At 37.8% G+C, this 26,538-nt stretch carries 16 protein-coding genes; 11 read left to right on the top strand and 5 right to left on the bottom strand.

What is annotated here, in order from left to right:
- Positions 1–124 precede the first annotated feature (124 nt).
- On the top strand, positions 125–3,646 hold the full coding sequence (locus ACQ2HF_RS05585; protein WP_432412540.1) for an efflux RND transporter permease subunit: 3,522 nt from the start codon (positions 125–127) through the stop codon (positions 3,644–3,646).
- A 226-nt stretch (positions 3,647–3,872) separates the two neighbouring features.
- On the opposite strand, the gene ACQ2HF_RS05580 is transcribed toward ACQ2HF_RS05585, so the two are convergent.
- The gene (locus ACQ2HF_RS05580; protein ID WP_432412539.1) at positions 3,873–5,198 is read right to left on the bottom strand and encodes a RagB/SusD family nutrient uptake outer membrane protein; all 1,326 of its coding nucleotides are present in this window, start codon (positions 5,196–5,198) and stop codon (positions 3,873–3,875) included.
- 12 nt (positions 5,199–5,210) lie between these two features.
- On the bottom strand, positions 5,211–8,189 hold the full coding sequence (locus ACQ2HF_RS05575; protein ID WP_432412538.1) for a SusC/RagA family TonB-linked outer membrane protein: 2,979 nt from the start codon (positions 8,187–8,189) through the stop codon (positions 5,211–5,213).
- Positions 8,190–8,409: 220 nt separating this feature from the next.
- On the opposite strand from ACQ2HF_RS05575, the gene aspS reads away from it, so the two are divergent.
- The 3 genes from aspS to ACQ2HF_RS05560 all read left to right on the top strand — a co-directional run bounded on the left by aspS (position 8,410) and on the right by ACQ2HF_RS05560 (position 10,804).
- Entirely contained in the window at positions 8,410–10,158 is a 1,749-nt protein-coding gene (aspS, locus tag ACQ2HF_RS05570) for an aspartate--tRNA ligase (protein WP_432412537.1), read from the top strand.
- 52 nt (positions 10,159–10,210) lie between these two features.
- The gene (locus tag ACQ2HF_RS05565; RefSeq protein WP_432412536.1) at positions 10,211–10,456 is read left to right on the top strand and encodes a hypothetical protein; all 246 of its coding nucleotides are present in this window, start codon (positions 10,211–10,213) and stop codon (positions 10,454–10,456) included.
- Positions 10,457–10,606: 150 nt separating this feature from the next.
- The gene (locus tag ACQ2HF_RS05560) at positions 10,607–10,804 is read left to right on the top strand and encodes a cold-shock protein (protein ID WP_432412535.1); all 198 of its coding nucleotides are present in this window, start codon (positions 10,607–10,609) and stop codon (positions 10,802–10,804) included.
- 162 nt (positions 10,805–10,966) lie between these two features.
- On the opposite strand, the gene ACQ2HF_RS05555 is transcribed toward ACQ2HF_RS05560, so the two are convergent.
- Positions 10,967–11,416, bottom strand: coding sequence for a nucleoside deaminase (locus ACQ2HF_RS05555; RefSeq protein WP_432412534.1), 450 nt, complete (start codon positions 11,414–11,416; stop codon positions 10,967–10,969).
- A gap of 129 nt (positions 11,417–11,545) precedes the next feature.
- Between ACQ2HF_RS05555 and ACQ2HF_RS05550 the strand changes: the two genes are divergently transcribed.
- Complete coding sequence (locus ACQ2HF_RS05550; RefSeq protein ID WP_432412533.1) at positions 11,546–13,324, top strand: 1-deoxy-D-xylulose-5-phosphate synthase; 1,779 nt, start codon at positions 11,546–11,548, stop codon at positions 13,322–13,324.
- Between the two features lie 269 nt (positions 13,325–13,593).
- On the opposite strand, the gene dgt is transcribed toward ACQ2HF_RS05550, so the two are convergent.
- The gene (gene dgt / locus ACQ2HF_RS05545) at positions 13,594–14,928 is read right to left on the bottom strand and encodes a dGTP triphosphohydrolase (RefSeq protein ID WP_432413055.1); all 1,335 of its coding nucleotides are present in this window, start codon (positions 14,926–14,928) and stop codon (positions 13,594–13,596) included.
- 271 nt (positions 14,929–15,199) lie between these two features.
- Between dgt and ACQ2HF_RS05540 the strand changes: the two genes are divergently transcribed.
- Positions 15,200–16,477, top strand: a complete 1,278-nt coding sequence (locus ACQ2HF_RS05540; protein WP_432412532.1) for a hypothetical protein — start codon at positions 15,200–15,202, stop codon at positions 16,475–16,477.
- Between the two features lie 100 nt (positions 16,478–16,577).
- On the top strand, positions 16,578–19,400 hold the full coding sequence (locus ACQ2HF_RS05535; RefSeq protein WP_432412531.1) for a carboxypeptidase-like regulatory domain-containing protein: 2,823 nt from the start codon (positions 16,578–16,580) through the stop codon (positions 19,398–19,400).
- A gap of 83 nt (positions 19,401–19,483) precedes the next feature.
- Here ACQ2HF_RS05535 and ACQ2HF_RS05530 read toward each other — a convergent pair whose 3' ends face one another.
- The gene (locus ACQ2HF_RS05530; RefSeq protein WP_432412530.1) at positions 19,484–19,864 is read right to left on the bottom strand and encodes a toxin-antitoxin system YwqK family antitoxin; all 381 of its coding nucleotides are present in this window, start codon (positions 19,862–19,864) and stop codon (positions 19,484–19,486) included.
- Between the two features lie 415 nt (positions 19,865–20,279).
- Here ACQ2HF_RS05530 and ACQ2HF_RS05525 point away from each other — a divergent pair, with 415 nt between their 5' ends.
- The 4 genes from ACQ2HF_RS05525 (at position 20,280) to ACQ2HF_RS05510 (ending at position 26,535) form a co-directional block, all read left to right on the top strand.
- The gene (locus ACQ2HF_RS05525; RefSeq protein ID WP_432412529.1) at positions 20,280–21,482 is read left to right on the top strand and encodes a porin; all 1,203 of its coding nucleotides are present in this window, start codon (positions 20,280–20,282) and stop codon (positions 21,480–21,482) included.
- Positions 21,483–21,558: 76 nt separating this feature from the next.
- Positions 21,559–23,805: an inorganic phosphate transporter gene (locus ACQ2HF_RS05520; protein ID WP_432412528.1), complete on the top strand. Its 2,247-nt coding sequence runs from the start codon at positions 21,559–21,561 to the stop codon at positions 23,803–23,805.
- 175 nt (positions 23,806–23,980) lie between these two features.
- Positions 23,981–24,691: a DUF6503 family protein gene (locus tag ACQ2HF_RS05515; protein ID WP_432412527.1), complete on the top strand. Its 711-nt coding sequence runs from the start codon at positions 23,981–23,983 to the stop codon at positions 24,689–24,691.
- 569 nt (positions 24,692–25,260) lie between these two features.
- Entirely contained in the window at positions 25,261–26,535 is a 1,275-nt protein-coding gene (locus ACQ2HF_RS05510; RefSeq protein ID WP_432412526.1) for a ribonucleotide-diphosphate reductase subunit beta, read from the top strand.
- Positions 26,536–26,538: the final 3 nt, after the last annotated feature.

Genomic DNA, 26,538 nt, shown 5'->3' with positions numbered 1-26,538 from the left:
ACTCTAGTATTTTAAAGGTTTCTTGAAAACCGCTTGAATTGAAATAATAAACAATAATAATAGATTTCCGCCGGAGTTTATGCTGAGCATAGTCGAAGTACGGAAATGACAATAGGTAATAAACATGGCAAAGAAAAAGAAAAATACCGAAAAAGAGTTTAAACTCTCATCGTGGGCCATTAATAACAAGACCACCATCTATGTGATGATGGCTATGATACTTTATTTAGGTATCTCGGCATATTTTAGTATGCCTAGGGAGAGTTTCCCAGAAATTAAAGAAACCAAGATTTACATCAGTTCTCTCTTCCCTGGAAACACTGCCGAAGATATTGAAAAACTCATTACCGATCCGTTGGAAGACAAGTTGAAAACGGTGAGTAACGTAGTGGAAATTACTTCCACATCACAAGAAGATTATGCCATGATTGTAGTGGAGTTTGATGAAGGTATTTCTGTAGAGCTTGCCAAACAAAAGGTGAAGGACGAAGTAGATTCGGAAACTTCGGGCGAAGACTGGCCTACTTTTAATGGCGCCAAGGTAGAACCCAACATTTTTGAATTAACTCTTTCTGAAGAGATGCCTATTCTAAATATCAACATTTCAGGGAATTATCCTGTTTTAAAACTGAAAGAATACGCAGAATACCTTCAGGACGAAATTGAGGATCTTCCGCAAATTAAAAAAGCGGACATTCGTGGCGCTCAAGACAAAGAAGTTGAAGTTGCCGTAGACATTTATAAAATGATGGCAAGCAACATAAGCTTTCAAGACATTAGCAGCGCCATTTCCAACGGAAACATGACCATGTCTGCCGGCAACTTTATTGCTAGCGGACAACGGAGAACCATTAGGATTTTAGGTGAAATTGACGACCCGCTGGAATTGAACAACTTTGTGGTAAAGTCTGAAAATGGAAATACCGTATATCTTCAGGATGTAGCAGACATAAACTTTACTGAAAAAGACAGAACAACCTACGCTCGTGAGTATGGTGATAGGGTAGTGATGCTGGATGTTAAGAAACGTGCTGGAAAAAACATGGTAGCAGCCGCCGAAGAAGTGCAAGTAATTGTAGATGAAGCTATTAAAAATGTATTTCCTTCCAACTTAAACGTCTCGATTACCAACGACCAATCTTCCAAAACTATTGGGCAAGTGGACGATTTGGTAAATAATATTATTTTCGGGATTATTCTCGTAGTAACGGTGTTGATGTTCTTTCTTGGTTTTAAAAATGCACTTTTCGTAGGATTTGCGATACCTATGTCCATGTTTATGTCACTTATGATTCTAGGCCAATTGGGATATACTATGAACACCATGATTCTTTTTGGGCTTATTATGGGACTGGGAATGCTTGTAGACAATGGTATTGTAGTTGTGGAAAATGTCTATCGCCTTATGGATGAGGAAGGTATGAGCCGAATTGAAGCTGCCAAGAAAGGTATTGGAGAAATTGCATTGCCTATTATTATTTCTACATTAACGACGGTTGCAGCCTTTATTCCCCTTGGATTATGGCCAGGACTCATGGGACAATTTATGATCTATTTTCCTATAACGCTTTCGGTCGTATTAGGATCTTCATTATTTGTTGCCATATTTTTTAACTCGGTCTTGGTATCGCAGTTTATGAAGATTGAAGATAAAAATATGCCTAAGAAACAATTGCTTAAAATTTCAGGAATTGTAGGAGGTTTTGGACTTATTATCTTAATTCTAGGTGGTGAATACCGCGCTTTTGGCACACTTTTACTCTTTACAGCTATTATGCTTTGGGTATATCGTTTAGTTTTAAGAGGTATGGCAAACCGTTTTCAGAAAAAATCGTTAGTAAAATTAGAAAACTGGTATGAAAAAAAATTGACGGGTTCTTTTAAAAGAAAAAGACCTTATTGGATTGTTGGAGGAACCTTTGTCTTGCTCCTAGCGGCATTTGTAGCTTTCGGAGCTTCTGTAGCCTCACAACGTACCAAGATTGAATTTTTTCCAGACAATAAACCCAACCAGATAATTGTGTATATAGAATATCCACAAGGCACCGATATTGAAAAAACCAACGCCATTACCAAAGAGATTGAAACCGTTGTTTACAAGACCCTTAATAGCGAAGCATACGTAGATGGCGATTACAATTTCTTGGTTGAAAGTACCGTAAGTCAAGTAGGTGAAGGTGCTGGAAACCCACAAACCGATAGTGGTTCTGCCGCAGAAATGCCACACAAAGGAAAAATTACGGCTTCTATGCGTGAGTATAAATACCGTCGTGGTGCCGATAGTGAGGAATTACGACAAAAAGTACAGGAAGCATTAGTGGGAATTTATCCCGGGGTATTAATTTCGGTTGAAAAAGATGCTAATGGACCACCAGCGGGTGCTCCTATTAACATTGAATTAGAAGGGGAAGATTATAATGAATTGATTGCCGCAGCCGAAAATATGCGCGAGTACATTAATTCTAAGAACATTGCTGCAATCGACGAGCTGAAGATTGACGTAAATAAAGACAAACCTGCTATGCAAGTTGTGGTAGATCGTGAAAAAGCGGGCGAACTAGGCATAAGCACCGGACAAGTAGGCCAGCAGCTTAGGAATGCTATTTTTGGAACAAAAGCGGGTGTTTATAAAGAGGACGGGGAAGATTATGATATCTATGTGCGCTTTAATGAAGAAAACCGTTACAATGCAAGTGCCTTGTTTAATCAAACCATGACCTTTAGAACCAACACAGGAAAGTTGCTTAATGTACCCGTTTCTGCAGTAGCTTCTAAGCGAAACAATTCTGGATTTAGCGCTATTAAACATCGCGACACAAAACGTGTGGTGACAGTGTATTCTGCCTTGGCTCCCGGGTATACCGATGCTGGAGCCGTAGTAAGCCAGATTCAAAATGAAATGCGCAATTTTGAAGACATTCCAGAAAATATTAAGATTGACTTTACGGGGCAGATAGAAGAACAAAACAAGCAAATGCAATTTTTAATGGGCGCATTCTTTAGTGGTCTTGGACTTATTTTCCTGATTTTGATTTTTCAGTTTAACTCTATCTCCAAGCCAACCATTATTATGATTGCAATCTTTTTAAGTTTTATTGGAGTGTTTGGCGGTATTGTTATTTCTGGGTCTCCTTTTGTGATTATGATGACGATGATGGGAATAATTGCCCTGGCAGGAATTGTAGTGAATAATGGTGTGGTATTACTGGATTATGCCCAGCTCCTCATAGACCGAAAGAAAAATGAGCTGGATTTAGATGGAGATGAATTCTTAAAGAAAGATGATTTATTAGCCAGCATTATTAAAGCAGGAAAAGCACGTTTACGGCCAGTATTGTTAACGGCTATTACCACCATTTTAGGATTAATCCCGTTGGCGATAGGATTGAATATTGACTTCTTCTCTCTATTCAGTGAGTTTGACCCAAAAATATATATGGGAGGTGACAATGTAATTTTCTGGGGACCTTTAGCCTGGACCGTAATCTACGGATTATTAATTGCAACCTTCTTAACCCTGATTGTAGTTCCTGTTTTATTTTACATTGCTACAAGAATGAAAATGTGGTTACACAACAAAAGGAATCCACAGCAAGAGGTGGTTTCAGAATATCAAGAAGACATCAATACAGAAGCTGCAGAATGATACTTTTTACTGAATAGATACCTGTGAAAGTACTTTAAAACTATTTCTGGCTTTATTCTATTGGTAAGTTCAAAAGTAGGTAGTAGCAGTTGGCAGTATGGAAGCTACTTAAGTTAAAAACGCAGTACACTTCTGAAACTTGATAAACAACTTGAAAATTTCAACAAAGCAAAAAGCCCTTTCAGTAAAACTGAAAGGGCTTTTATATAGAAACTAATTACTAGAATTAGTTTCCTTCAGTTAGTGGAACTGGAAATTGTGTAAAGACATCGTCTTCTGGTCTTGCCAATGGTAATTGGTCTAATCTACCATAACGTCTCATATCAATCCATCTATGCCCTTCAGCATATAATGAATATCGTCTTTGATTTAGCATTTCATCAGTTAAAGATGCAGTATCTGTACCTCCTGTATAAGGATCTAATCCAGCTGCATCTCTAATAATATTTAAGGCATTTACTGCTTCACCTGGATTGCTTGAAATATTTGCTTCTGCATATAACAAGATAAGCTCTTCATTTCTAATAATAGCTATAGGAGCTTCTTGAGATGGGTAAATAAACACATCAAAATTTCCGGTTAAACCATCAAGGGTGATCTCGTCATCTCTTTCAGAAACTTTGCTCAACCTTGTATCATTTGCCTCTGCATCTGTCAAGAAACTTGGCTCCATAATTCTAGCCCCTGCAGTAGTTGCATTCATAGGGAAGAACATTGGGTTTGGAAGATCTTGAGCTGCTAAAGAAAAGGTATGGTATATACCTGTATTAAGTGCGGCTCCGTCCAAACTCAAGAAAGAACCTGCCAAGAAAGAACGAGCAGCGGCCATATCGCCTTGGTATGCAGCCACACGAGCAGCTAATGCTTGGTTAGCTGATAAAAAACTGCTTGGTGTATCAAAGCCAGTAAAACCAGAAGTTACTGGGAATGGAAATGCTGCTCCTCCATTACCTAAATTGTTAGCTCCAGATTCTAAAATAGCTCTAATGTTTGCAAGTGCTTGAGTATTGGCTACAATTGGACCTAAGTTATCTGCATCAGCAACGTCGGTTCTAATCCCATTTTCATAAGTTAGATTTAAATTAAGCAATAACTCGTGAGCGATAAAAGTTTGTAAGAAACCTTTTGTGGCATTTACTTCAGCATCTGAAAATTGAGCTGAAACATCCTGTCCCTCTAAAAACCCAAGAATTAAATTTGCATTTTTAACTGTTCTATAACGAGATGCCCATGGATTGGTAATATAAAACGTATTATTATCCAAAATTGCATTTTCTCCACCTAAAAGGTCGCTGGTAAAACGAGGATCCGAACTGGAGAATCTCCAGTATTCTCTCCCAATTACACCACAATCATCGTAATAAGTGCCTAATGTTGCTCTAGAACTGTAAAATATACCCCCAATGAGATCTTGGAGATCACCACGGGTTAAGTTCTCACCAAACGCATCCACTTCCGGATTGTTTAAGTCTGAAAATTCTTCCACATCACACGAGAACAACGTTCCCACTACAGCTGTAAAGAATAAAATTTTATATATCTGTTTTTTCATGATCTATTTTTTTTAAAAGTTAACACCTAAGTGAAATAAGTATCTTTTTGAAGATGGGAAGGGGGTTACTTCAACACCTGTAAAGATTGTTCCACCACCAAAATTTGAAACTTCAGGATCATAACTGTTATAATCAAAGAAGTTAAGTACATTGGTACCAGATAATCCTATTCTAACCGAGTCTATACTTCCGCTAAGGACACCTCCAAGCATTTTCTTGTCTAGCGTATAATACAATCCAATTTCGCGTAAACGTACGTAAGAAGCATCATCTATAAATACTTCGGCAGAAGAACCCAACTGACTAACTCTATAATCTCCATTACCCAATTGTCCTGCAGGATCTAAATCTATTGTATCATAATCATGGCTTGTTCCGTTAAGATCTGTTAGCAAGGCAGTAAGATTGATGTTATCTCCCCCTTTTTTCCATTGCCATAAGAAAGACAAATCAAGATTCTTATACTTTAAGCTGTTGTTAAGTCCCATTTGGAAATCTGGTTCCGCATCTCCAAATACTTGGAAACCGTTTGGTCCAGGGTTTGGTCCAATACCTACAATTTGAGTCGCACTAGAACCTTCTTCAATTCTAAAGGTACCTAAAGTAGCACCAAATCCACCAACGTTAAATGGCTCAACATCCAAACGTGTGATTTCTGAACGGTTTCTAAACCAGTTTACACCTAAATCCCATTGAAAATTATCATTAGAAATAGGAGTTGCATTTAATGAAAGTTCAATACCCTTATTCTGTAATTCACCTGCATTCACAAACTCCGTTGTAAATCCTGTAGAAGGAGGTAAAGCAGACTGTAAAATTAAATCGTCTACTGTCTTAATATAATAGGTAGCTGTAAACGTTAGTCTATCATTAAAAAATCCTAAATCTGTACCAAATTCTAATTCTTTCTGTCTTTCAGAATTGATCGCTTTATCACCTCGTACTCCTCTCAATGAAATCCCTAACAATCCGTCAGTAGAAAATGAAGTATACGATGTGAACAAGGCACCAAATGGAGGGAAATTACCCGCTTCACCGTAAGCAGCTCTTAATTTTAATTGATTCCAGAATCCATCTTCATTCCAGAAACCAAATTCATTAATATTCACCGCTAAAGATGCTTTAGGGTAGTAGTTATAGGTGTTTGGATCTCCATTGTTTGAAGACTTATCTCCTCTAATACCTACCGTTGCAATAAACTTATCTTGAAAATTAACCTCTTCCTGTGCGAAGAAACCAGCATCTTCTTGTTTTATTCTTGTTTGTACAACTCCTGTATTAGTAGCCTGATCCACATTTGTTTCAGATGCAACTAAACCAGTAGCAGTTACCAATTTTGAATCTCTGTTAAAACTCTCGTTAGTTAATCCAGCTTGTGTTCTAAAATTAATATCACTGTCGGTAAAATAATTATGTACCAAGAAAGCAGAAAGGTTGTAGTTCTTATTCTGTGTGTCTCCTTGTACTGAAACACCATTTAAACCACCATTATCTGGTCTTTGGAATTGTAATCCTTTAGGGAATATAGCTCTGGATTGTTGTCCATACACATCTAAACCTCCACGAAGTACTAACTCTAGGTTAGACTTTTCTGCTTTGTAAAGATCAATATTCATAGTACCACCCATAATAAACCTATTTACGCGCTCGTTGTTTGTAACTAAGTCACGAGTTTGAAGCGGGTTAGATGAGTTATTGGGATGGTCTGGATAAATTCCGTTTCCATTTGCCAGAAGATTATCCCAAGGTCTCGTAGCAGTTAATGCTACCCCTATAGTAGTACCAGAGTTATCATTGTTAAAGAAACCACGATCTGAAGATGAATAAATATAGTTAGAACTCAAATTGAATTTTAACCAATCCTTAGCCTTGTGATCCAGGTTTAAACGAAGTGACGTTTTTTCATATCCAGTATTTCTTACAATACCTTCCTCATTATTATGGCTTACACCAGCAAAGTATCTGGTCTTGGCATCTCCACCGCTCATATTAAAGTTGGTTAAACGAATAAACCCCTTTTCTCCAAAAATTTCATCTTCATAATCTACCAGGGTACCATTGTTCTTAGCATTTACAAAAGCATCTGCCGCATCACTTCCAAAAGTATCAAATACGCGTTGTCTTGTATAATCACGAACACCTAAAAGGTTAATAGCTTCTGTAAAACCTACCGATTGAGAAAACTTATATTTAGTTTCACCGGCTTTACCTCTTTTGGTTGTAATAATAATTACACCTGCCGCTGCACGCGATCCATAAATAGCTGCTGCAGAGGCACCCTTTAAGATTTCGATGTTCGCGATATCTTCTGGGTTAATGTCTGCAATACGGTTGGTAGGGTTGTCTTGGTTAGAAGCACTACCTCCAGCTGCTGCAGCCGAAACCGCATTTAAACCTGCTGAAAGTGATGAGTTATCCAAATACACTCCATCAATAATATAAAGCGGTTGGATATTTCCTTGAAGCGATGTTGCACCACGAAGCTTCACAGATAATCCTCCCCCTGGTGCTCCAGAGTTAGAATTTACTACAGCTCCGGCAAACTTCCCGTATAGTGCACCGTCCAAGGTTGGAGGTGGTGTTTTACCTACTAAGTCTTCGGCAGATAGAGAAGCGACTGCGTTGGCAGAATTACTTCGTTCAATGGAGGTTGCCAAACCTGTAATTACTACTTCATCCAAGGCCTGAGCAGATTCGCTCATGGTAATATTTACAGTTTCAGAAATGCTTACTTGTTGCTCCACGGTAGTAAATCCTAGAGAAGAGAATACCAATGTTGCTGGCAAATTGGGCACATCGATAGCGTACATACCATCAATACTTGTGGTAGTACCCACGCTTGTACCTTTTACAATTACATTCGCAAAGGGAACAGTTTCTCCACTTCCATCTGTTACCTTACCTGTAATTGTGTTTTGCGCAAACACAAAGCACGGTAACAAGAATAAAAACAGCAGGAGCCTCCCGCGATTAAAGTTGTTTTGTTTCATAGTTTATGATTTAAGTTAATGTATGTCGAAATTACTGCTAAATATTTAAAAATACCAACGTATTCCTAAAAATTTCATAAGGATTTATGCTTTATACCTAACAATCTTTTAAAATATCTGAAAACCACAATGATATATTCTTTCTTATACGCCTATCCTATTTTATCTTCTTAAATTTGCACCCAATTTTATTTAGAAAATTTCAACCCAACGTTTCAACATGTACAGAACCCACACCAATGGCCAACTTCGTGCCGCAGATATAAATAAAAAAGTAACCCTTGCAGGTTGGGTACAAAAAACCCGTGATAAAGGATTTATGGTTTGGGTAGACCTTCGCGATAGATATGGCATTACTCAGCTTATTTTTGACGAAGAGCGAACTCCAACAGAAATGATGGAAACCGCTTCACAACTAGGGCGAGAGTTTGTGATACAAGTAACAGGTACGGTAATTGAACGTGAAAGCAAGAATTCAAATATGCCCACTGGAGATATTGAGATCTTAGTTTCTGAAATTTCTATTCTGAATAAATCTCTTACACCTCCCTTCACTATTGAAGATGAAACCGATGGCGGCGAAGATCTGCGTATGAAATATCGCTACCTAGATATACGTCGTAAGCCTGTTCGTAATAACTTGGTATTTCGTCATAAAGTGACCATGGCCGTACGTAACTATTTATCCGAAAAAGAATTTATCGAAGTAGAAACTCCCTACCTTATAAAGTCTACTCCCGAAGGCGCCCGCGATTTTGTAGTGCCCAGCCGCATGAACGAAGGACAATTTTATGCCCTTCCACAATCACCACAAACCTTTAAGCAGTTATTAATGGTAGGCGGAATGGACAAATACTTCCAAATTGTAAAATGCTTTAGAGACGAAGACCTGCGAGCCGATAGACAACCAGAATTCACACAAATAGACTGTGAAATGGCATTTATTGATCAGGAAGACATCCTAAATACTTTTGAAGGTCTCACCCGTCACCTGTTGAAAGAAATAAACGGCGTGGAATTAGGCGACTTCCCAAGAATGCAATACGATGACGCCATGCGTATCTACGGAAACGACAAACCAGATATCCGTTTTGGGATGGAGTTTGGCGAACTAAATGAAGTGGCGCAACATAAAGATTTTGGCGTTTTCAATAATGCTGAATTAGTAGTAGGCATCGCTGTTCCGGGTGGGAACAGTTACACTCGTAAAGAAATTGACACCCTTATCGATTGGGTAAAACGCCCACAAGTAGGAGCGTTAGGAATGGTCTATAGCCGCTGCAATGACGACGGAAGCTACAAATCTTCAGTAGATAAGTTTTACAATCAAGAAGACTTGGCAAAATGGGCCGAGGTTACCGGAGCCCAAAAAGGCGATCTTATTTGTATACTTTCTGGAGATACTACTAAGGTGCGCGCACAACTTTCAGCATTACGAATGGAACTGGCAGAAAGACTAGGTCTTAGAAAAGCAAATGAATTTGCACCGCTTTGGGTGGTAGATTTTCCTTTGTTGGAATTAGACGAAGAAACTGGGCACTATCACGCCATGCACCATCCATTTACCTCTCCAAAGCCAGGGCAGCTGGAATTATTGGATACAAACCCAGGCGAGGTAAAAGCAAATGCATACGACTTAGTCCTAAACGGAAACGAAATAGGCGGAGGTTCTATACGTATTCACGATAAGAAGACGCAAGCTATTATGCTGAAACACCTCGGTTTTTCGGAAGAAGAGGCGAAAGCACAGTTCGGTTTCTTAATGGACGCGTTTGAATATGGCGCACCGCCACATGGGGGTATTGCCTTTGGATTGGATAGACTGGTTGCCATTTTGGGCGGGCAAGAAACCATCCGAGACTTCATCGCCTTCCCAAAAAACAACAGCGGTCGCGATGTAATGATAGATGCACCAGCACCTTTAGATGCTACGCAATTGGAGGAGTTACATTTAAAATTAGACCTTTAATAAATTTGTCACAAAGAACCTAGTCGAAGAAACTCCTAAAATTAAATCCTGAATGAGAATAATACTCATCATCATATTCCTATTAATTGTTGCTTCGATAGCCTTCGGATTTTATATAAAGACCGACGATCTTAAAACGGGCGAATTTTGTATTGGAATTGGGATTTCTGGTTTATTCTTTGTTTGGATGCCACTTTTCATTTACCACCGTTGGAAAAATAAAAGCGTTAAAGACTATATGCTTACCAAGGAAAATCTTGATAAAATGCGACAAGAAGGGAAGGACAAAAAACTATAATCTGCTTAAAACTAACCGATTCTACACTCCCTTTTATTACTAAAAAATACTGAAACTCTATTCGAATTTTTACAAAAAGTTACAATTTGGTAACCTACGAAGTCAGAAAAAATGTAACTTTGTTACTTATTAACTATATTTTTTATTACAATGGAAGGAACAGTAAAATTTTTTAACGAATCGAAAGGTTACGGATTCATCACGAACGATGACACCGGAAAAGACATTTTCGTACACGTAACCGGACTTAATGGCGAAGCTCTTAACGAAGGTGACAAAGTAGAATATGTTGAAGAAGAAGGAAGAAAAGGAATGACGGCGGGACAAGTTCGCGTACTTCACGACTAAGATATATATTCGTAAAATCAACCGCAAAATCCTCCAAAGCTATACGTTTTGGAGGATTTTTTTTGTCCTTGGCCTTGGTTTATCCTGAGCCTGTCGAAGGGCTCGGACACCAAATTAATTTGCAATCTAGGATTTCTCTGGTTGCCGAGCGTAGGCGAGGCATTAATTCAAATTCCGTTTTTCAATAAAAAATCGCTTCAATAATTCTGAAGCTTCTTCAGCAAGAATACCACCTTCCAATTTTGATTTTGGATGTAGCTTAGTTCCCATCTCAATACAACCTCGCTGTTCGTCTCTTGCCCCATAGACAATTCTTGAAATCTGGCTCCAGAACAAAGCCCCAGCACACATTTGGCAGGGTTCAATAGTTACATATAACGTGCAATCTAGTAAATACTTTCCTCCCAAATAATTGGCCGCAGCTGTAATGGCTTGCATTTCGGCATGGGCGGTTACATCTGTCAAAGTTTCGGTTAGGTTGTGTGCTCTTGCTATAATTTGATTTTTTACAACTATTACGGCGCCAATAGGAATTTCTCCTTGTTCATAGGCCGCTTCGGCTTCTTGTAAAGCCTTTTTCATAAAATAGGTATCGTCGAAAGGTTGTATCATTCTCTGTTCTCTGTTCTCTGTTCTCTGTTCTCTGTTCTCTGTTCTCTGTTCAAAACTACAAAATTAAGGTTACTGAGTGATTTTATGACTATAGGAATAAAATAGTATCGAAGTGGTATCTTTGTTCTAATGTCAGCAAACCTGTTATATAGCATTACCTCTCCTGCAGATCTGCGGAAACTTCCTGAAGACCAACTTCCGCAACTCACTCAGGAACTCCGTGATTTTATTATTAATGCTGTAGCTACCAAAGAAGGACATTTAGGCGCAAGCTTGGGTGTTGCCGAATTAACCGTCGCAATTCATTATGTTTTTGACACACCAAGAGATTTATTGGTTTGGGATGTAGGCCACCAAGCTTATGGGCATAAAATACTAACGGGTCGCAGGGAAAACTTCTACACCAACAGACGTTTAGATGGTTTAAGTGGTTTCCCAAAAAGAACCGAAAGCGAGTACGATACTTTTGGCGTTGGGCACAGTAGCACTGCCATTTCGGCGGCATTGGGAATGGCACTAGCGAACCAATTAAAAGGCAACAACAGTATTCAACATATTGCGGTGGTGGGCGATGCTTCTATTGCCAGCGGAATGGCCTTTGAAGCACTTAACCACGCCGGCGTTACCAAAACAAATTTATTAGTTATTCTGAATGACAACGCCATTGGTATTGACCCCAGTGTAGGCGCCTTAAAAAATTATCTTACCCAAGTAAATCTGGATGGTGCGCCAGAAACTGACAACATTTTTGAAGCGTTGAATTTCAACTATTCAGGACCGATTGATGGTCATAATTTCTCCATTTTACTAACTGAATTAAATAGACTAAAACACGTTGAAGGCCCCAAACTCTTACACGTTATCACCAAAAAAGGAAAAGGATTACGCCAAGCCGAAGAAGACCAGGTGAAATACCACGCACCAGGAAAATTTGACGCCAAAACTGGAGATTTGTTCCCAAAATCAACTGAAATTTTACCTCCCAAATTTCAAGATGTATTTGGAAAGACCTTGGTGGAACTGGCTTCAACAAACCAAAAAATAGTAGGCATCACGCCTGCCATGCCCACAGGAAGTTCCCTGAAATTTATGATGGACGCTTTCCCAGATCGTGCTTTTGACGTTGGGATAGCAGAACAGCACGCTGTTACTCTTGCAGCTGGGTTGGCAACCCAGGGAATGATTGTTTTTTGTACTATTTATTCTACTTTTTTACAACGTGCCTACGACCAACTTATTCACGATGTGTGCCTGCAAAAACTTCCCGTTATTTTTTGTTTAGATCGGGCAGGAATTGTAGGGGAAGATGGCGCCACGCATCACGGTATTTTCGATTTAGCCTATTTGCGATGCATTCCAAACCTCATCCTATTTGCACCACGAAACGAACTAGAACTTCGAAATATTTTATACACAGCACAGCTTGGGTTAGCAATTCCCATCGCCATCCGTTATCCACGAGGTCGTGGGAGTATACTGGATTGGCAACAACCGTTTGAAAGGATTAAAATAGGGAAAGCACTTCAGCTAAAAGAAGGGGGTGCCATTGCCATCTTGAGTATTGGAACCATAGCGAACCATGCTACAGAAGCGATTTGGGAAGTTGAAAAATCTTCAACCGAAAAAATAGCACATTATGACCTTCGGTTTTTAAAACCTTTGGATACTAACTTGCTTAAACAAATCTTCAGCAGGCATACACATATCATTACAGTGGAGGACGGCGTAAAAAAAGGCGGATTAGGAAGTGCGATCCTTGAATTTGCTTCGGAATATAACTTTCAGAATACCATTAAAATTCTAGGAGTTCCAGATGAATTTCCAGAACACGGTACTGTAGAAGAACTGCAAAATTTGGCTGGGATTTCAGCTAATAAGATTCAGGAGGCTATTGAACGTTTTCTATAGTTTTTAAAAGATTTTATATCTAGTAAGCTAGTGCTCATACCCACTCCGACCTAAATATTTTCTATCGAAAATATTTAGCCCTCCTCTCCCCGCTTATGGCGAGGATCCAAACAATTACTTTAGTTAAAACTTCTTAAAAAGCTCCTTCCCCCAGCGGTTACTTATTTTTAATGAAACTTTCCATTTATTTTCCGCGATCTGGGGAAGGTGAATTTCGGAACTTGGTTTCATTGAAACTTACATTGTTTAATTACGAAATTCGGAAGGGGCTATAAGTTTCCATTAATCTTCTGAAACAACTGTAATGCCTGCCCATCTGTCAACATAGAGATGTGATTGCAACACAGCATTAAATAATTGTATGTGCTTGATGGGATTTCGGTTTCCTCAAAACTTTTTAGAATTAGTTTATCGTAGTGACGCAGGTTGTCGTTAGCTTCATTTTCAAAAGCTGTGGTGTAAGCGTCCAATAAGGTAGAAAGAATTTGATAGCCCGCGAGTTCCTTTTCTATAACTTCGGGGCTTTCATATACTTTAGAGATACTTTCTTTTATAATATCGGTTATCTGTGCCTGGTAGCGACTTTTATCTAACAAAGCTTCATGGAAATCGCCTTTTAAAATAGCATCTTCGTTGGCAATAAAAATCTCAACAGCTTCGGAAATTAGGGTATTTATGGCTAACGACCGTAAATAAGCCAGCCTGTCTTTGGCTTGAGAAAGCGTAGCATATTTTTCTTTATTGATAGAATTTTTCACCAATTGCAGTAAATATTCCAGAGCGGTTTCTTCGGGAATCCAACCCAGATTGATACCGTCTTCAAAATCTATGATGGTGTAGCAAATATCGTCTGCTGCTTCTACCAAATACGATAGCGGGTGCCGATCATAACTCATGTCTTCTTCAGTACCACGTTTGGGAAGTCCTAAATTTTCAGCTACTTCTATAAAAAAAGACACATCGTTTTGGAAGACACCATATTTTTTATCGGCAATGTGTTGGGTGGGTTTCTTTGGAAGGCTTTCCTTAGGATATTTCATAAAAGCGCCCAAGGCTGCAAAAGTAAGTCGCAATCCGCCATTAACGCCATTTTTGCTTTCAGTCAAAATTTTGAATCCGTTGGCATTTCCTTCAAAATCTACTAAGTCTTGGTATTGTTTTGGTGTAAGTTGCGATTTGAAACGATGTCCTTTTCCGCTTAAAAAATAGGCGCCAATCGCTTTTTCGCCACTATGTCCAAACGGAGGGTTTCCAATGTCGTGTGCCAAAGCTGCAGCTGCGACAATAGCTCCAAAATCTGTAGATTGAAATCCGTGTACTTTAAATAAATGTGGATGTTTTTCTAAAATAGCCTTTCCCACTTGTCTTCCTAGCGAGCGTCCAACCACGCTTACTTCCAGACTATGGGTTAAGCGCGTGTGTACAAACGATGTTTTGGAAAGTGGAATAACCTGGGTTTTATCCTGCAAACTTCTAAATGCTGAAGAAAAAATTACCCGGTCGTAATCTACCTCAAAGCCCGTTCGGGATTCGTTTTCTTCTACACGTAGTCTTTTTTTGGTGTCGCCATGCTTTTGTAGCGAGAGCAAATCTTCCCATTGCATCATAGTAAACCGTTTTTGGTACTGGCAAGATACCAATTTCTATAAAGTTGCCGTAGTAAAAACCATCACCTTTTCTTAAAAGTACTTAACGCAAAATTGGAGTAGCGTGTCGTAGTTTCGACCTAAACAAAAATCAATAGCAGCATAACATTAAGGTAACGCAAACCTTACTTAATGCTAAAACAACCATAACATTGAGGTAACTGCCGCTCCCGTAAATGTGAGTTTATTTGCAAAAGAAAATTAACTCTAAATACTTAATTTAAAAAAAATGAAAAAATTCTTTATTTCTAAAATGGCTCTTATAGCACTATCGTTATTCGTTGTTGGATGTAGCAGTGATGATAATGATCCTATTGAAATTGATGATGATCCAATGCAGGTAGATTCTGTTATTACTGGACAAATTACAGAAGACAAAACCTTAACAAGTGATGTTGTATGGACTCTGGATGGTCGTGTAACTGTTGTTGACGGCGCTACCCTTACTATTGAATCTGGAACAATTATTAAGGCCTTACCAGGTCAGGAGGCAAATGCTTCTGTATTAATTATTGCGCGTGGCGGTAAAATTCAAGCCAACGGAACGTCTAGTGCTCCTATTATCTTCACCTCTAGTACAGACAATATTGAACTTGGACAAGCAGCTGGAACAAACCTTTCTCAAAATGACAGAGGTCTTTGGGGTGGCGTTATTATTTTAGGTCGTGCTAGAGCATCTTTATCTGGAGATGCATTGGAAAACCAGATTGAAGGTATTCCTGCTAGTGATACTAATGGATTATACGGAGGAACTAATGATGCTGATGATTCTGGAGCAATGAATTACGTATCTATCCGTCACGGAGGAACACTAATTGGTGAAGGGAATGAAATTAACGGCCTTACACTAGGTGGTGTTGGTTCTGGAACAACAATTTCAAATATTGAAGTAGTTGCAAACGTAGATGATGGTATCGAGTGGTTTGGAGGTTCTGTAAACAGTTCTAACTTGCTGGTTTGGTCACAAGGTGATGATGGCTTAGATATAGACGAAGCCTACTCAGGAACTATTTCAAACTCTTTAGTGATTGCCGGAGAGATTTCTGACCACGCTCTAGAAATTGATGGTCCTGCCGGTTCATTACAAGGGAGCTTTACTATTGATGGATTAACACTTATTGGAAATACCGTTACAGAAAATGGTGAATATGCAGATTTTAGAGACGGTGCCTTAGGGACTGTTAGAAATGTATATGCAACAGGATTCAAATCTTCTTCTGATGTAGAATTGGACAACAACGAAGTGTCTCAAAACTTTTTAGACGGAAAAATAGTTTTTCAAAACTGGGTTTTAAACGGTGCTGATAACACAGTATTTGTTGAAAAAGTGGCTTGTATTTCTAATTGTGATGATGGCGATGACACCAATGATATAAATGAAGAGATACTTATTTTAAATCCTACATTCACTGAAAGAGCCGCTAGCTGGACAACTACCGGAACAACAGGTGGTGCTAATACAAGCGTTTTCTCTTGGACTTTTGCAAGTGCAAAGGGAGCTTTTTAAATAGGCACCACACTAAACTTTGATAGTATTACCAGATTTCAATTAGCCAACTTGCTCGTCTTGTAAAAACAAGACGAGCTTGTTTATAGAATAAACAAATATGAAAAATTTCTTATTTTTAGTAAGCAGCCTTTTATTTTCTCAAATAATTTTTAGTCAGACTGGTGTTTCAGGAACTATAAATGACGGCGAATTTAATGACGTGCTTCCTTTTGCAAATATTGTTGTTAAAGACACTCAAAAAGGTACCACCTCAGACTTTGAAGGGGAATACAACCTAACGCTAGAACCGGGCTCGTATACCTTAGTTTTTTCGTTTGTTGGGTATCAAACTAAAGAAATTACCAACGTGGTGATTTCAGAAGGCGAAATTACGAACACCAATGTGACTTTAAACGCCAGTGCAGGTCAATTGGACGAGGTTGTAATTACAACCACAGCACGCCAGAATACAGTAGCTTCGGTTCTTAGTTTCCAGAAGAACTCAGTAAACTTATTGGATGGTCTTTCTTTAGAGAGTATTAAAAAAACAGGCGCTAGCGATATTGCCAGTGCGGTTAAAAACGTACCTGGAGTATCCATACAAGGAGGAAAATTTGTGTATGTAAGGGGTCTTGGTGATCGATACACCAAATCTATTTTGAACGGTGTGGATGTACCTGGTTTAGATCCAGATAGAAATACCTTGCAACTTGATATTTTTCCCACGCAAATTCTTGAAAATGTAATTGTAATCAAGGCTGCTACAGCAGATAAACCAGCAGATTTTACGGGTGGTGTAATTGATATTGTTACGAAAGACATCCCTACACGAGAAGAATACAGTGTTTCCATTGGCGCTACTTATAATTCTGACTTTCACTTTAAAGACAGTTATTTGGTTTCAGAAAAAAGCAGTACAGATTTTTTAGGTTTTGATAATGGATTAAGGGACAATCCACTTGCCTCCAACCAGGTGGTACCATTACCACAGCAAAATGGGGAGGTTGTTTCGGTAATTACCCAAAGATTTGAACAACGATTAGCCGCACAGCGTGAGACTAGTTTTTTGGATTTCAATTTCTCAGCAACAGCTGGAAACCAATATGAAATTGGTGATAAAAAACTGGGTTATTTAGCTTCAGTATCCTATCGTAATGAAACATCTTATTACGATGAATATATAGATGGACAGATTTATAGAAAAGATGAGGCTGATAAATCTAACTTTGAATTATTGGCAGACCGAACCCAAAATGGTGAGCTAGGAAGCAACAATGTATTAATTAGTGCACTGGCAGGTTTAACTTTAAAATCTGAAAAATCTAAATATAGATTCAATGTACTACACGTACAAAATGGAGAATCTCAAGCTTCTATCTTTAGACAAAGTAACTTTATAATAAGTAGTAACAATGTAATTAAGGATAATTTAATATACACTCAAAGATCTATTACAAATGGTCTTCTAAGCGGAAAACATACATTAGGAAATGAAAATGACTGGGGCGTGGAGTGGAATTTATCTCCTTCATTAGCTCGAATTGAAGATAAAGATTTTAGAGTAACCCCTTTTAGAGTCACTACAAATTCTGAAACTGGAGAGCAAACATTTACCATTGAACCTAGTGAGTCTGGCGTGCCTTCTAGGTTTTTTAGAGACTTAGAAGAGATAAGTCTTGCAGGAAAACTGGATGTTGAAAAAAACCACTCTCTATTTAGTTATGACGCGAAAACAAAATTTGGAGGAGGTTATACTTTTAAAAATCGAACTTTTGAAGTTTTAAAGTTTTCTATACCGCTATTAAATTTCCCTTCAGCATCTATAAATGGTGACCCTGACCAGATACTAGCTGATGAAAATATTTATGATTCCGCAACTAATAGTGGGTTTTATATACGACAAGATTCAAACGATTCAGATTCATTCGATTCTGACATTTCTGTAGCTTCAGGGTATGTTTCAGAAGAATTTAAGGTTACCGATTGGCTTAACTCTATCGTTGGCGTACGATTTGAGCAATTCAATTTAACGTATACAGGGGAAAGACAAGATGGTTCTTCGTTGAACAATGCTGAAATCCTAAATAAGTCGGACTTCTTTCCATCTGTTAATCTGATTTTTGATTTGAATGAAGATGGGGACAGGAAAATTAGAACCTCTTTTGCCCGCACTACCGCAAGACCTTCATTTAAAGAAGCATCATTGGCGGAGATTTTTGATCCTATAAGTAGTACTACATTTATTGGGAATATTGATCTTCAACCTACCTATATCAATAATTTCGATTTAAGGTTTGAGAAATATGGTAAGTCTGGCGACTTCTTTGCATTAAGTGGTTTTTATAAATCATTTAAAGATCCTATTGAACTTTCTTTTATAAGAAGAGCGTATGGGCAATACACTCCTTTAAATCTTGGTGACGCTAGCGTATTTGGTGGTGAAATTGAAATACGAAAGAACTTAAGTTTTATTAATGGGTTAGACAAAATTAATTTCAACGTAAATTTTTCACTTATAGAGTCTCAGCAAGAATATAGCGAGGATGAAAGAGAGGGAAGGCTGGACAACTTAAGAGAAGGAGAAACACTAGACGACAGCAGGCAGTTGCAAGGGCAATCACCCTACCTTATTAATGTTGGCTTAAATTATGAAGATAATGGCTGGAATGGTGGCTTGTTTTACAATTCACAAGGTAAAACCTTACAGATTGTGGGAGCAGGTGATGTAGGAGACGTTTTCACATTGCCTTTTCACAATGTGAAGCTAAATATTTCAAAAACATTTGGTGAGAAAATGAATTCAACAATAGCATTAAAATTTGAGAACCTTTTGGATGATGCTACTGAAAGTGTCTACCAATCTTTTGGTGGGCAAGATCAAATTTATTCTAAATGGAAACCTGGACAGGATATTAGTTTGGGATATACTTTTAAGTTTTAAAATAAAGTAGAGATATATTCATTGTAAAAGGGAAGTAAAACTAAGTTTTACCTCCCTTTATTATAAATAAAAATTTAATCAGATTATTTATACGTAACCACTCGGGTATTTTTGGCCTCCCAAGTGCTTACCTTAGTAATTTTTGAGTTTGCATAGGTTACTTCTTTCAAGGTTTCTCCCTGGTAAAACTTCCATGTACCCACTTTGTTTCCATTATCATATTGAGCAACTGCAGTTTTATTTCCTTCAATATCGTAGCTAATCCACTCACCCTGTAATTTATTTTCTTTGGTATAAAATCCTTTTTGAGCTACAGCTCCATTTTCATGGTACAAGGTAGCCTCGATAAGGCCATCAACTAGTACAAACTTGTCCTTGACATCTTTACTACAAGTTTTATTACATTGTGCTACAGCTACATTAGCTAGTAAACACACTACTAAAAGGGAAAGAATATTTTTCATACTATTGTTTTTTTCGATCTGTTTACCAAAAATACAACTTAGTTAACAATTTTGAAAGGTTTTGGTAACGTTACGGTAACATTAAGACTGTAACTTATTATTAAACAGCATATTACCCAATGTTAAGTTTTTAATTTTAACATATTTAGCTAATATTCCTTAATAGTAATTTAATATTAGCGTTACATTAAAGCTATTTGGATGTCCTTATTTTGTAGGGTCGTAAGACATACACAATTTAAATCGTTTAAGTTTTTGTCAACTAGATTTTACTGTGTATTGGCTACCTTGTTTAAGGTAGCCTTTTTTAATCTACATACATATCACTTAATAAGTTAAAACTTAATTGTTAGGTAACGTTCAATTAACATTGGTTTTAGTTCTTTGCAGCGACAAAAACTTATACTGGATTTAAATGAAATTACGATACCTATTCGTGCTCCTTGCATGTATTACAGTTCATGCCATTTCTGCACAAGAAATTAGCGACACCAAATTTGGCAAAGGCTTAATTAACTTTGTTGCAAAGGATAGTTCCTTTAGTGTCCAATTTGCACCCCGTATCCAAGGGCGCTATAGTGCCGAGTGGAATCACGATGGAACTTCCTACGGAAAACCAGAATACAATTTCTCTATTCGTCGAGCACGTCTTAAATTTGCTGGGTTTGCATACTCTCCTAAACTGAACTATAAAATTGAACTAGGATTGTCTAACAGAGATATTTCGGGAGCCAATCAATTTAACCGAAATACCCCCCGCATTATTTTGGACGCCGTAATTATGTGGAATTTTTATGAAAATTTCGAAGTGTGGGCAGGACAAACCAAACTTCCCGGTAATGTAGAACGCGTAGTTTCTTCAGCAAATTTACAATTAATTGATCGCTCATTATTAAATAGCAATTTTAACATTGATAGAGATGTGGGTGTCCAGGTACGTCACGAAACAAATTGGGGAGGCAACTTCTGGACCCGAGAAAAAACTGCTGTCTCGCAAGGAGAAGGACGCAATATTAGTGAGGGCAATGAAGGTGGTTTGCAATATACAGGGCGCTTGGAATTTTTACCCTTCGGAAAATTTACTTCTGGTGGTGACTATCAACAAGGCGATTTAAAAAGAGAACAATCTCCAAAATTAATGGTTGGAGTTACCTACGACTATAACAATAATGCGGTTAAAACCCGAAGTAACCTAGGTTCTTATATGTTTTTAGAGGATGGTTCTTTATATGAAACTGATATCACTACATTATTTGCAGATGTTATGTTTAAATACAAAGGCTTTGCTCTTATGGCCGAATATGCATCCCGTGACGCAGATACGCCAATAGCGGTTGAAGCAGACGGAACTGCTACTGGCGACATTGTTCGCATTGGAAACGCCTTTAATATACAGACCAGTTATTTATTCAAAAATAATTACGAAATTACCGGGCGTTACACCACTACCGATTTTAAATCGGTAGCAGGTAAAGCACCAGAAGATCAATACACCCTAGGTGTTTCAAAATATATAGTAGGACATAAATTAAAAGTTCAGGGAGATATAAGTTATACTACCTTAAATGGTAACGAAGACAACATCATGATACGAACTGGATTTGAACTGCATTTTTAATTAAAGAGATAACAATTTGGTAACAATTCCACTTTATTAAAGTGAGACATTTGCACCATAAATAATTTAAAGTAAAATGGAAAATATTTATTTATTCATGTTGATTGCGTTAGTTGTGTTAGCCGTGGTAGATATCGTGGTTGGCGTAAGTAACGATGCTGTTAACTTCTTGAACTCTGCTATTGGTTCCAAAGCTATTTCTATGCGAACCATCATGATTGTAGCAAGTCTTGGTATTTTTATAGGTGCTGTCTTTTCAAGTGGTCTTATGGAAGTTGCCAGAAAAGGAATTTTTGTTCCAGGCCAGTTTTATTTTGATGAGATCATGGTCATATTCATGGCCGTTATGATTACAGATATTCTGCTACTGGATTTCTTTAATACCCTTGGTTTACCAACCTCTACAACGGTTTCTATTGTATTCAACTTATTAGGAGCTGCTGTTGTGATGTCCTTTATAAAAATAAGCAAGTCTGAAACTGAAACGCTAGCCAACCTTGGTGAATATATAAATACCGCAAAAGCAATAGAGATTATTGGGGGAATCTTATTGTCTGTGATTATTGCATTTTCTGTGGGAGCCATCGTACAATGGGTTTCCAGATTAATATTTACCTTCCACATAAAAGAAAAGATGAAGCATTTTGGTGCTGTATTTGGTGGTGTGGCATTAGCTGCAATTGGATACTTTATCTTTATGAAAGGTCTTAAAGGAACCCCTTGGTATGACCATTTTAAAGATGTAGTGGAGGGCAATGAACTAATAATTTTACTAGGTAGTTTTATTGTCTTTACGTTGTTTTCATATGCATTTCAGAAAATATTTAAAAAGAGTATTTTAATCATTGTAATTTCTGTAGGAACCTTTGGATTGGCCTTAGCTTTTTCTGGGAATGACCTGGTAAACTTTATTGGAGTCCCTATGGCTGCTTTTCATTCGTACGAATTTTGGGTGGCTTCAGGTGTAGATGCCAGTGCATTCTCTATGGAAGTTTTAGAAAGCAAAGTGCCCGCAGAACCTTTATTACTGTTTATTGCTGGTTCTATTATGGTAATAACCCTTTGGTTTTCCAAAAAAGCAAGAACCGTTGCCGAAACCGAAATCAGTTTATCACGACAGGGAGAATCGCACGAGAAATTTCAGCCCAACATGTTATCCAGAGTCATTGTAAGAGGTACAACCTTAATTTCATTAGGCATGGGCAAACTGATACCTGCAGCAACCCAAGAAAAATTAAATAAAAGATTTGAAAAACTCGACACCAAAGCACTTACCAAAGATCAAAGTATGAATGCTCCTGCGTTCGATATGGTTAGAGCGTCTGTAAACTTAATGGTAGCAGGTGTGTTAATCTCTATAGCAACCACAATGAAACTTCCACTTTCCACTACCTATGTTACGTTTATGGTAGCTATGGGGACCTCACTAGCAGATAGAGCGTGGGGAAGAGAAAGCGCTGTGTATCGTGTTGCTGGTGTGTTAAATGTGATTGGCGGGTGGTTCTTTACCGCTTTAGGCGCCTTTGTAGCTTGTGGTGTTGTGGTATTCTTAATACAGTGGAACAAAGAGATCATGACCCCAATACTCTTATTGTTAACCGCTTTATTGTTGGCTAGAAACTATCTTTCACATAAAAAGAAAAGTGAAATTTCTTTAGATCCAAGCAAACTTAAAAAGAGCGAAAGCAGTACGGTACAAGGTATTATTTCTGAAAGTGCCGATAATATTACAAATGTAATTGCGCGTACCAACAAGATTTATACCATTGTATTGAAAGGTCTTGCCAAAGAAGACTCTTCCGGCTTGAAAAAAGGCAGAAAACAAGTAGATAAGCTAGACGCCGAAATAGAAGAATTGCGTGACAATATTTTCTACCTCATCAAAAATCTGGATGAAACCAGTGTGCGGGGAAGCAACTTTTACATAACGATCTTAGCTTTTCTTACAGATATATCCCAGTCGTTAGACTTTATAGCTAAAAAGAGCTATAAACACATTAACAACAACCATAAGAAGTTAAAATTCAGTCAGATTAAAGATCTTCAGGAAATAGACCAAACGCTGAGTTCGGTATTGGAAGAAATTGAAGAGGTTTTCAATAGCCGCAAGTTTGAGCGAATTAGTTTTGTGTTAGCTAGAAAAACTGAATTGGAAACGATGCTTTCAAATAAAATTCAGAAACAAATAGACCGTACCCGAAGTGAAGAATCTAGCCCTAAGAACACTACGTTGTATTTCAATATTCTGTTAGAAACCAAAGATTTGGCAACGGGTATTATGAACTTGATGGAAGAATACTATTCAAGTTATAAACGCGAATAACACCATATACATACTACAATTAAAAACTCCATATGGGCTATGCCTGTATGGAGTTTTTCTATTGAAAACACTTCCGCTCGTGTTTATATGAAGTAAAAAATTTCTGTTTTACAGACGGTATACAAGCAAACTTTTGGGATACTTGAGTATCTTTAGCTACTGAAATATATAGCTTATGAAATTTTATATCCTAGCCTTCTCACTGTTCATTTTAAACGTTAAAAATAGTTCCGCCCAGGAAATGAAAGCTTCCGAAGTTTTAGATAAAGCCATCGCCTATCACGATCCCAACGGAAACTGGGAACAATTTAATAGTACTTTTCAGGTTACGATGGCTACGCCTGAAAATCTTGACAGAGTAAGTGATATTACTATTAATATAGCCGACGACTTCTTTAAATTAATAAACACCCGTGACGGAGAAAAGACTACATATACCTTAAACAAAGGAAAATGCACCACCAGCATAACAGACTCAATCGCCCAGGCAGGTGCAAGAACTCCCTGCGAAACGGCAAGCCTTTATAAAAACTACTACACCTACCTTTATGGCCTCCCTATGAAATTGAAGGACCCTGGCGCAATTCTTTCTCCAGCGGTTGAAACCGTAACTTTTAAAGACAAAAAGTATCTAAAATTGAAAGTAACCTATGACAAAACCGTAGGTAGCGATGTTTGGTTTTTTTACTTGAATCCAACCAGCTACGCTATGGAGGTATACCAATTTTTTAAAGGGGACCCAAATGGCGCTGGAAAAGATACAGGTGAGTATATTCTACTTTCTGAAGAAAGCACCATAAACAGTATTAAATTACCGAAAGTACGTGCCTGGTATTATAATAAAGATGATGCGTATCTGGGGACAGATACCATCACCAAAAATTAAATAAGGGAAATGCTATCCAAGGTCCCTTTGTCTAAAAATATATTCTAAATTTTCTCAAAAAAACAATAGTTTAAGAGCCCCACATTAAAAAACCTCCATCATTTTCATCTTTATTTTTCGATTGGGCAATAAAGTAGCGTCTGTGTCGAAACATATGCATACTGCCCTTCATACCTAACTTCTATACAGAAAATTTTAATTTTAAATAAACAACAATACTTCTTAACAAACGTATGTTGATATTTAGCAAATTCCCGCGAACGCCCATACCTATTGTATTCTTAAGATTTTGTTAATAACAGTGTTGAGAAACCAACTTGAAATCCTTAGAATTCCTTTAAAATAATATGATATTTACTTACCAGAGAAAGAATACATCTTGACTTTTTCTTTTACCTGAAAATTGTGCGTTTTGCACCCTAATTTTGCCACTTTTGAGAACCGCAGCTATTGCTAGGCTTTTAAAAAGTGTCTTCATTAGAGCACAAAATTTACTGCCGATAGCTATCGGGACGGTTTCAAACAAAAGGTCGAGATTAGTTCTATAACAAAATATTGATTGGGGCATTATGGAAATAACACACATTATTAAGAGAGATAATTCAACAAAATCTTTTCATCTAGACAAAATTACAGCAGCAGTACTTAAAGCCATGAACGCTGTTAAGGAGAGCGAACAAGAAGACGCTCAAAATGTTGCGATAGCTGTTTATAAAGTATTATTGGGGCGTAAAGAAAACAACACAAACTATATTCCTACGATAGAAGAGGTTCAGGATATAGTAGAAACAAAACTAATGGAATGTGGTTTTCCTGATGTTGCCAAAGCGTACATCCTTTATCGTAACAAGCGTACACAAGAACGTAAAACCGATATTTTTGAGAAACGTATTAGCTTAAAACCTTATGAGTATCCGGAGTTGTATGAATATGTACCAGCTATTCGCCATTCTTATTGGATCCATACCGAATTTAATTTCACAAGCGATATTCAGGATTTTAAAACAAGATTGACTACCGTAGAACGCAGTGCCATAAAAAATACTATGTTGGCCATCTCTCAAATTGAGGTTGCCGTAAAATCTTTTTGGGGCGATTTATATCACAGAATGCCTAAACCTGAAATTGGCGCTGTGGGTTCCACTTTTGCCGAGAGTGAAGTACGCCACGCAGATGCATACTCACATCTTCTTGAAATTCTTGGGCTTAACAAAGAGTTTAAAGAACTCAAGAAAAAGCCCGTTATCATGAAGCGTGTACAGTATTTGGAAACAGCATTACGCAATTCCAAGAGTGATGACGACAAGGAATATGCAGAAGCCGTATTGTTATTCTCGCTATTTATTGAGCATGTATCCCTGTTTTCTCAATTCTTAATCATCATGGCTTTCAATAAGCATAAGAATATGTTTAAGGGAATTTCCAACGTTGTGGAGGCAACCTCTAAGGAAGAGCAAATACACGGCGATTTTGGGATAGACCTTATTAAAATTTTACAAAACGAACACGCAGAGTGGTTCACGCCAGAATACCACGAGAATATCCGAAAATTGTGTAAAGAAGCTTTTGAAGCTGAAGGCGAGTTGGTAGACTGGATTTTTGAAAAAGGAGAATTGGACTTCTTGCCTAAAAATGTAGTGAATGAATTCCTGAAAAGCCGTTTCAATAAATCTTTAGAGAGCATCGGTATTGAAAAGGTATTTGAAGTAGATGAAGCTCTCGTAAATGAAACCGAATGGTTTGATGACGAAATTATTGGAACCAAACACGGCGATTTCTTCGTGAAACGATCTGTAAACTATAGCAAAAGAACACAAAGTATAACCAGCGACGACCTTTTTTAAATT

This window comes from Rasiella sp. SM2506 (genome assembly GCF_050859505.1).
Taxonomy (GTDB): Bacteria; Bacteroidota; Bacteroidia; order Flavobacteriales; family Flavobacteriaceae; genus Marinirhabdus.
Note: the sequence above shows the minus strand (reverse complement) of the source record. Positions and strands in the feature narration are given on the sequence as shown.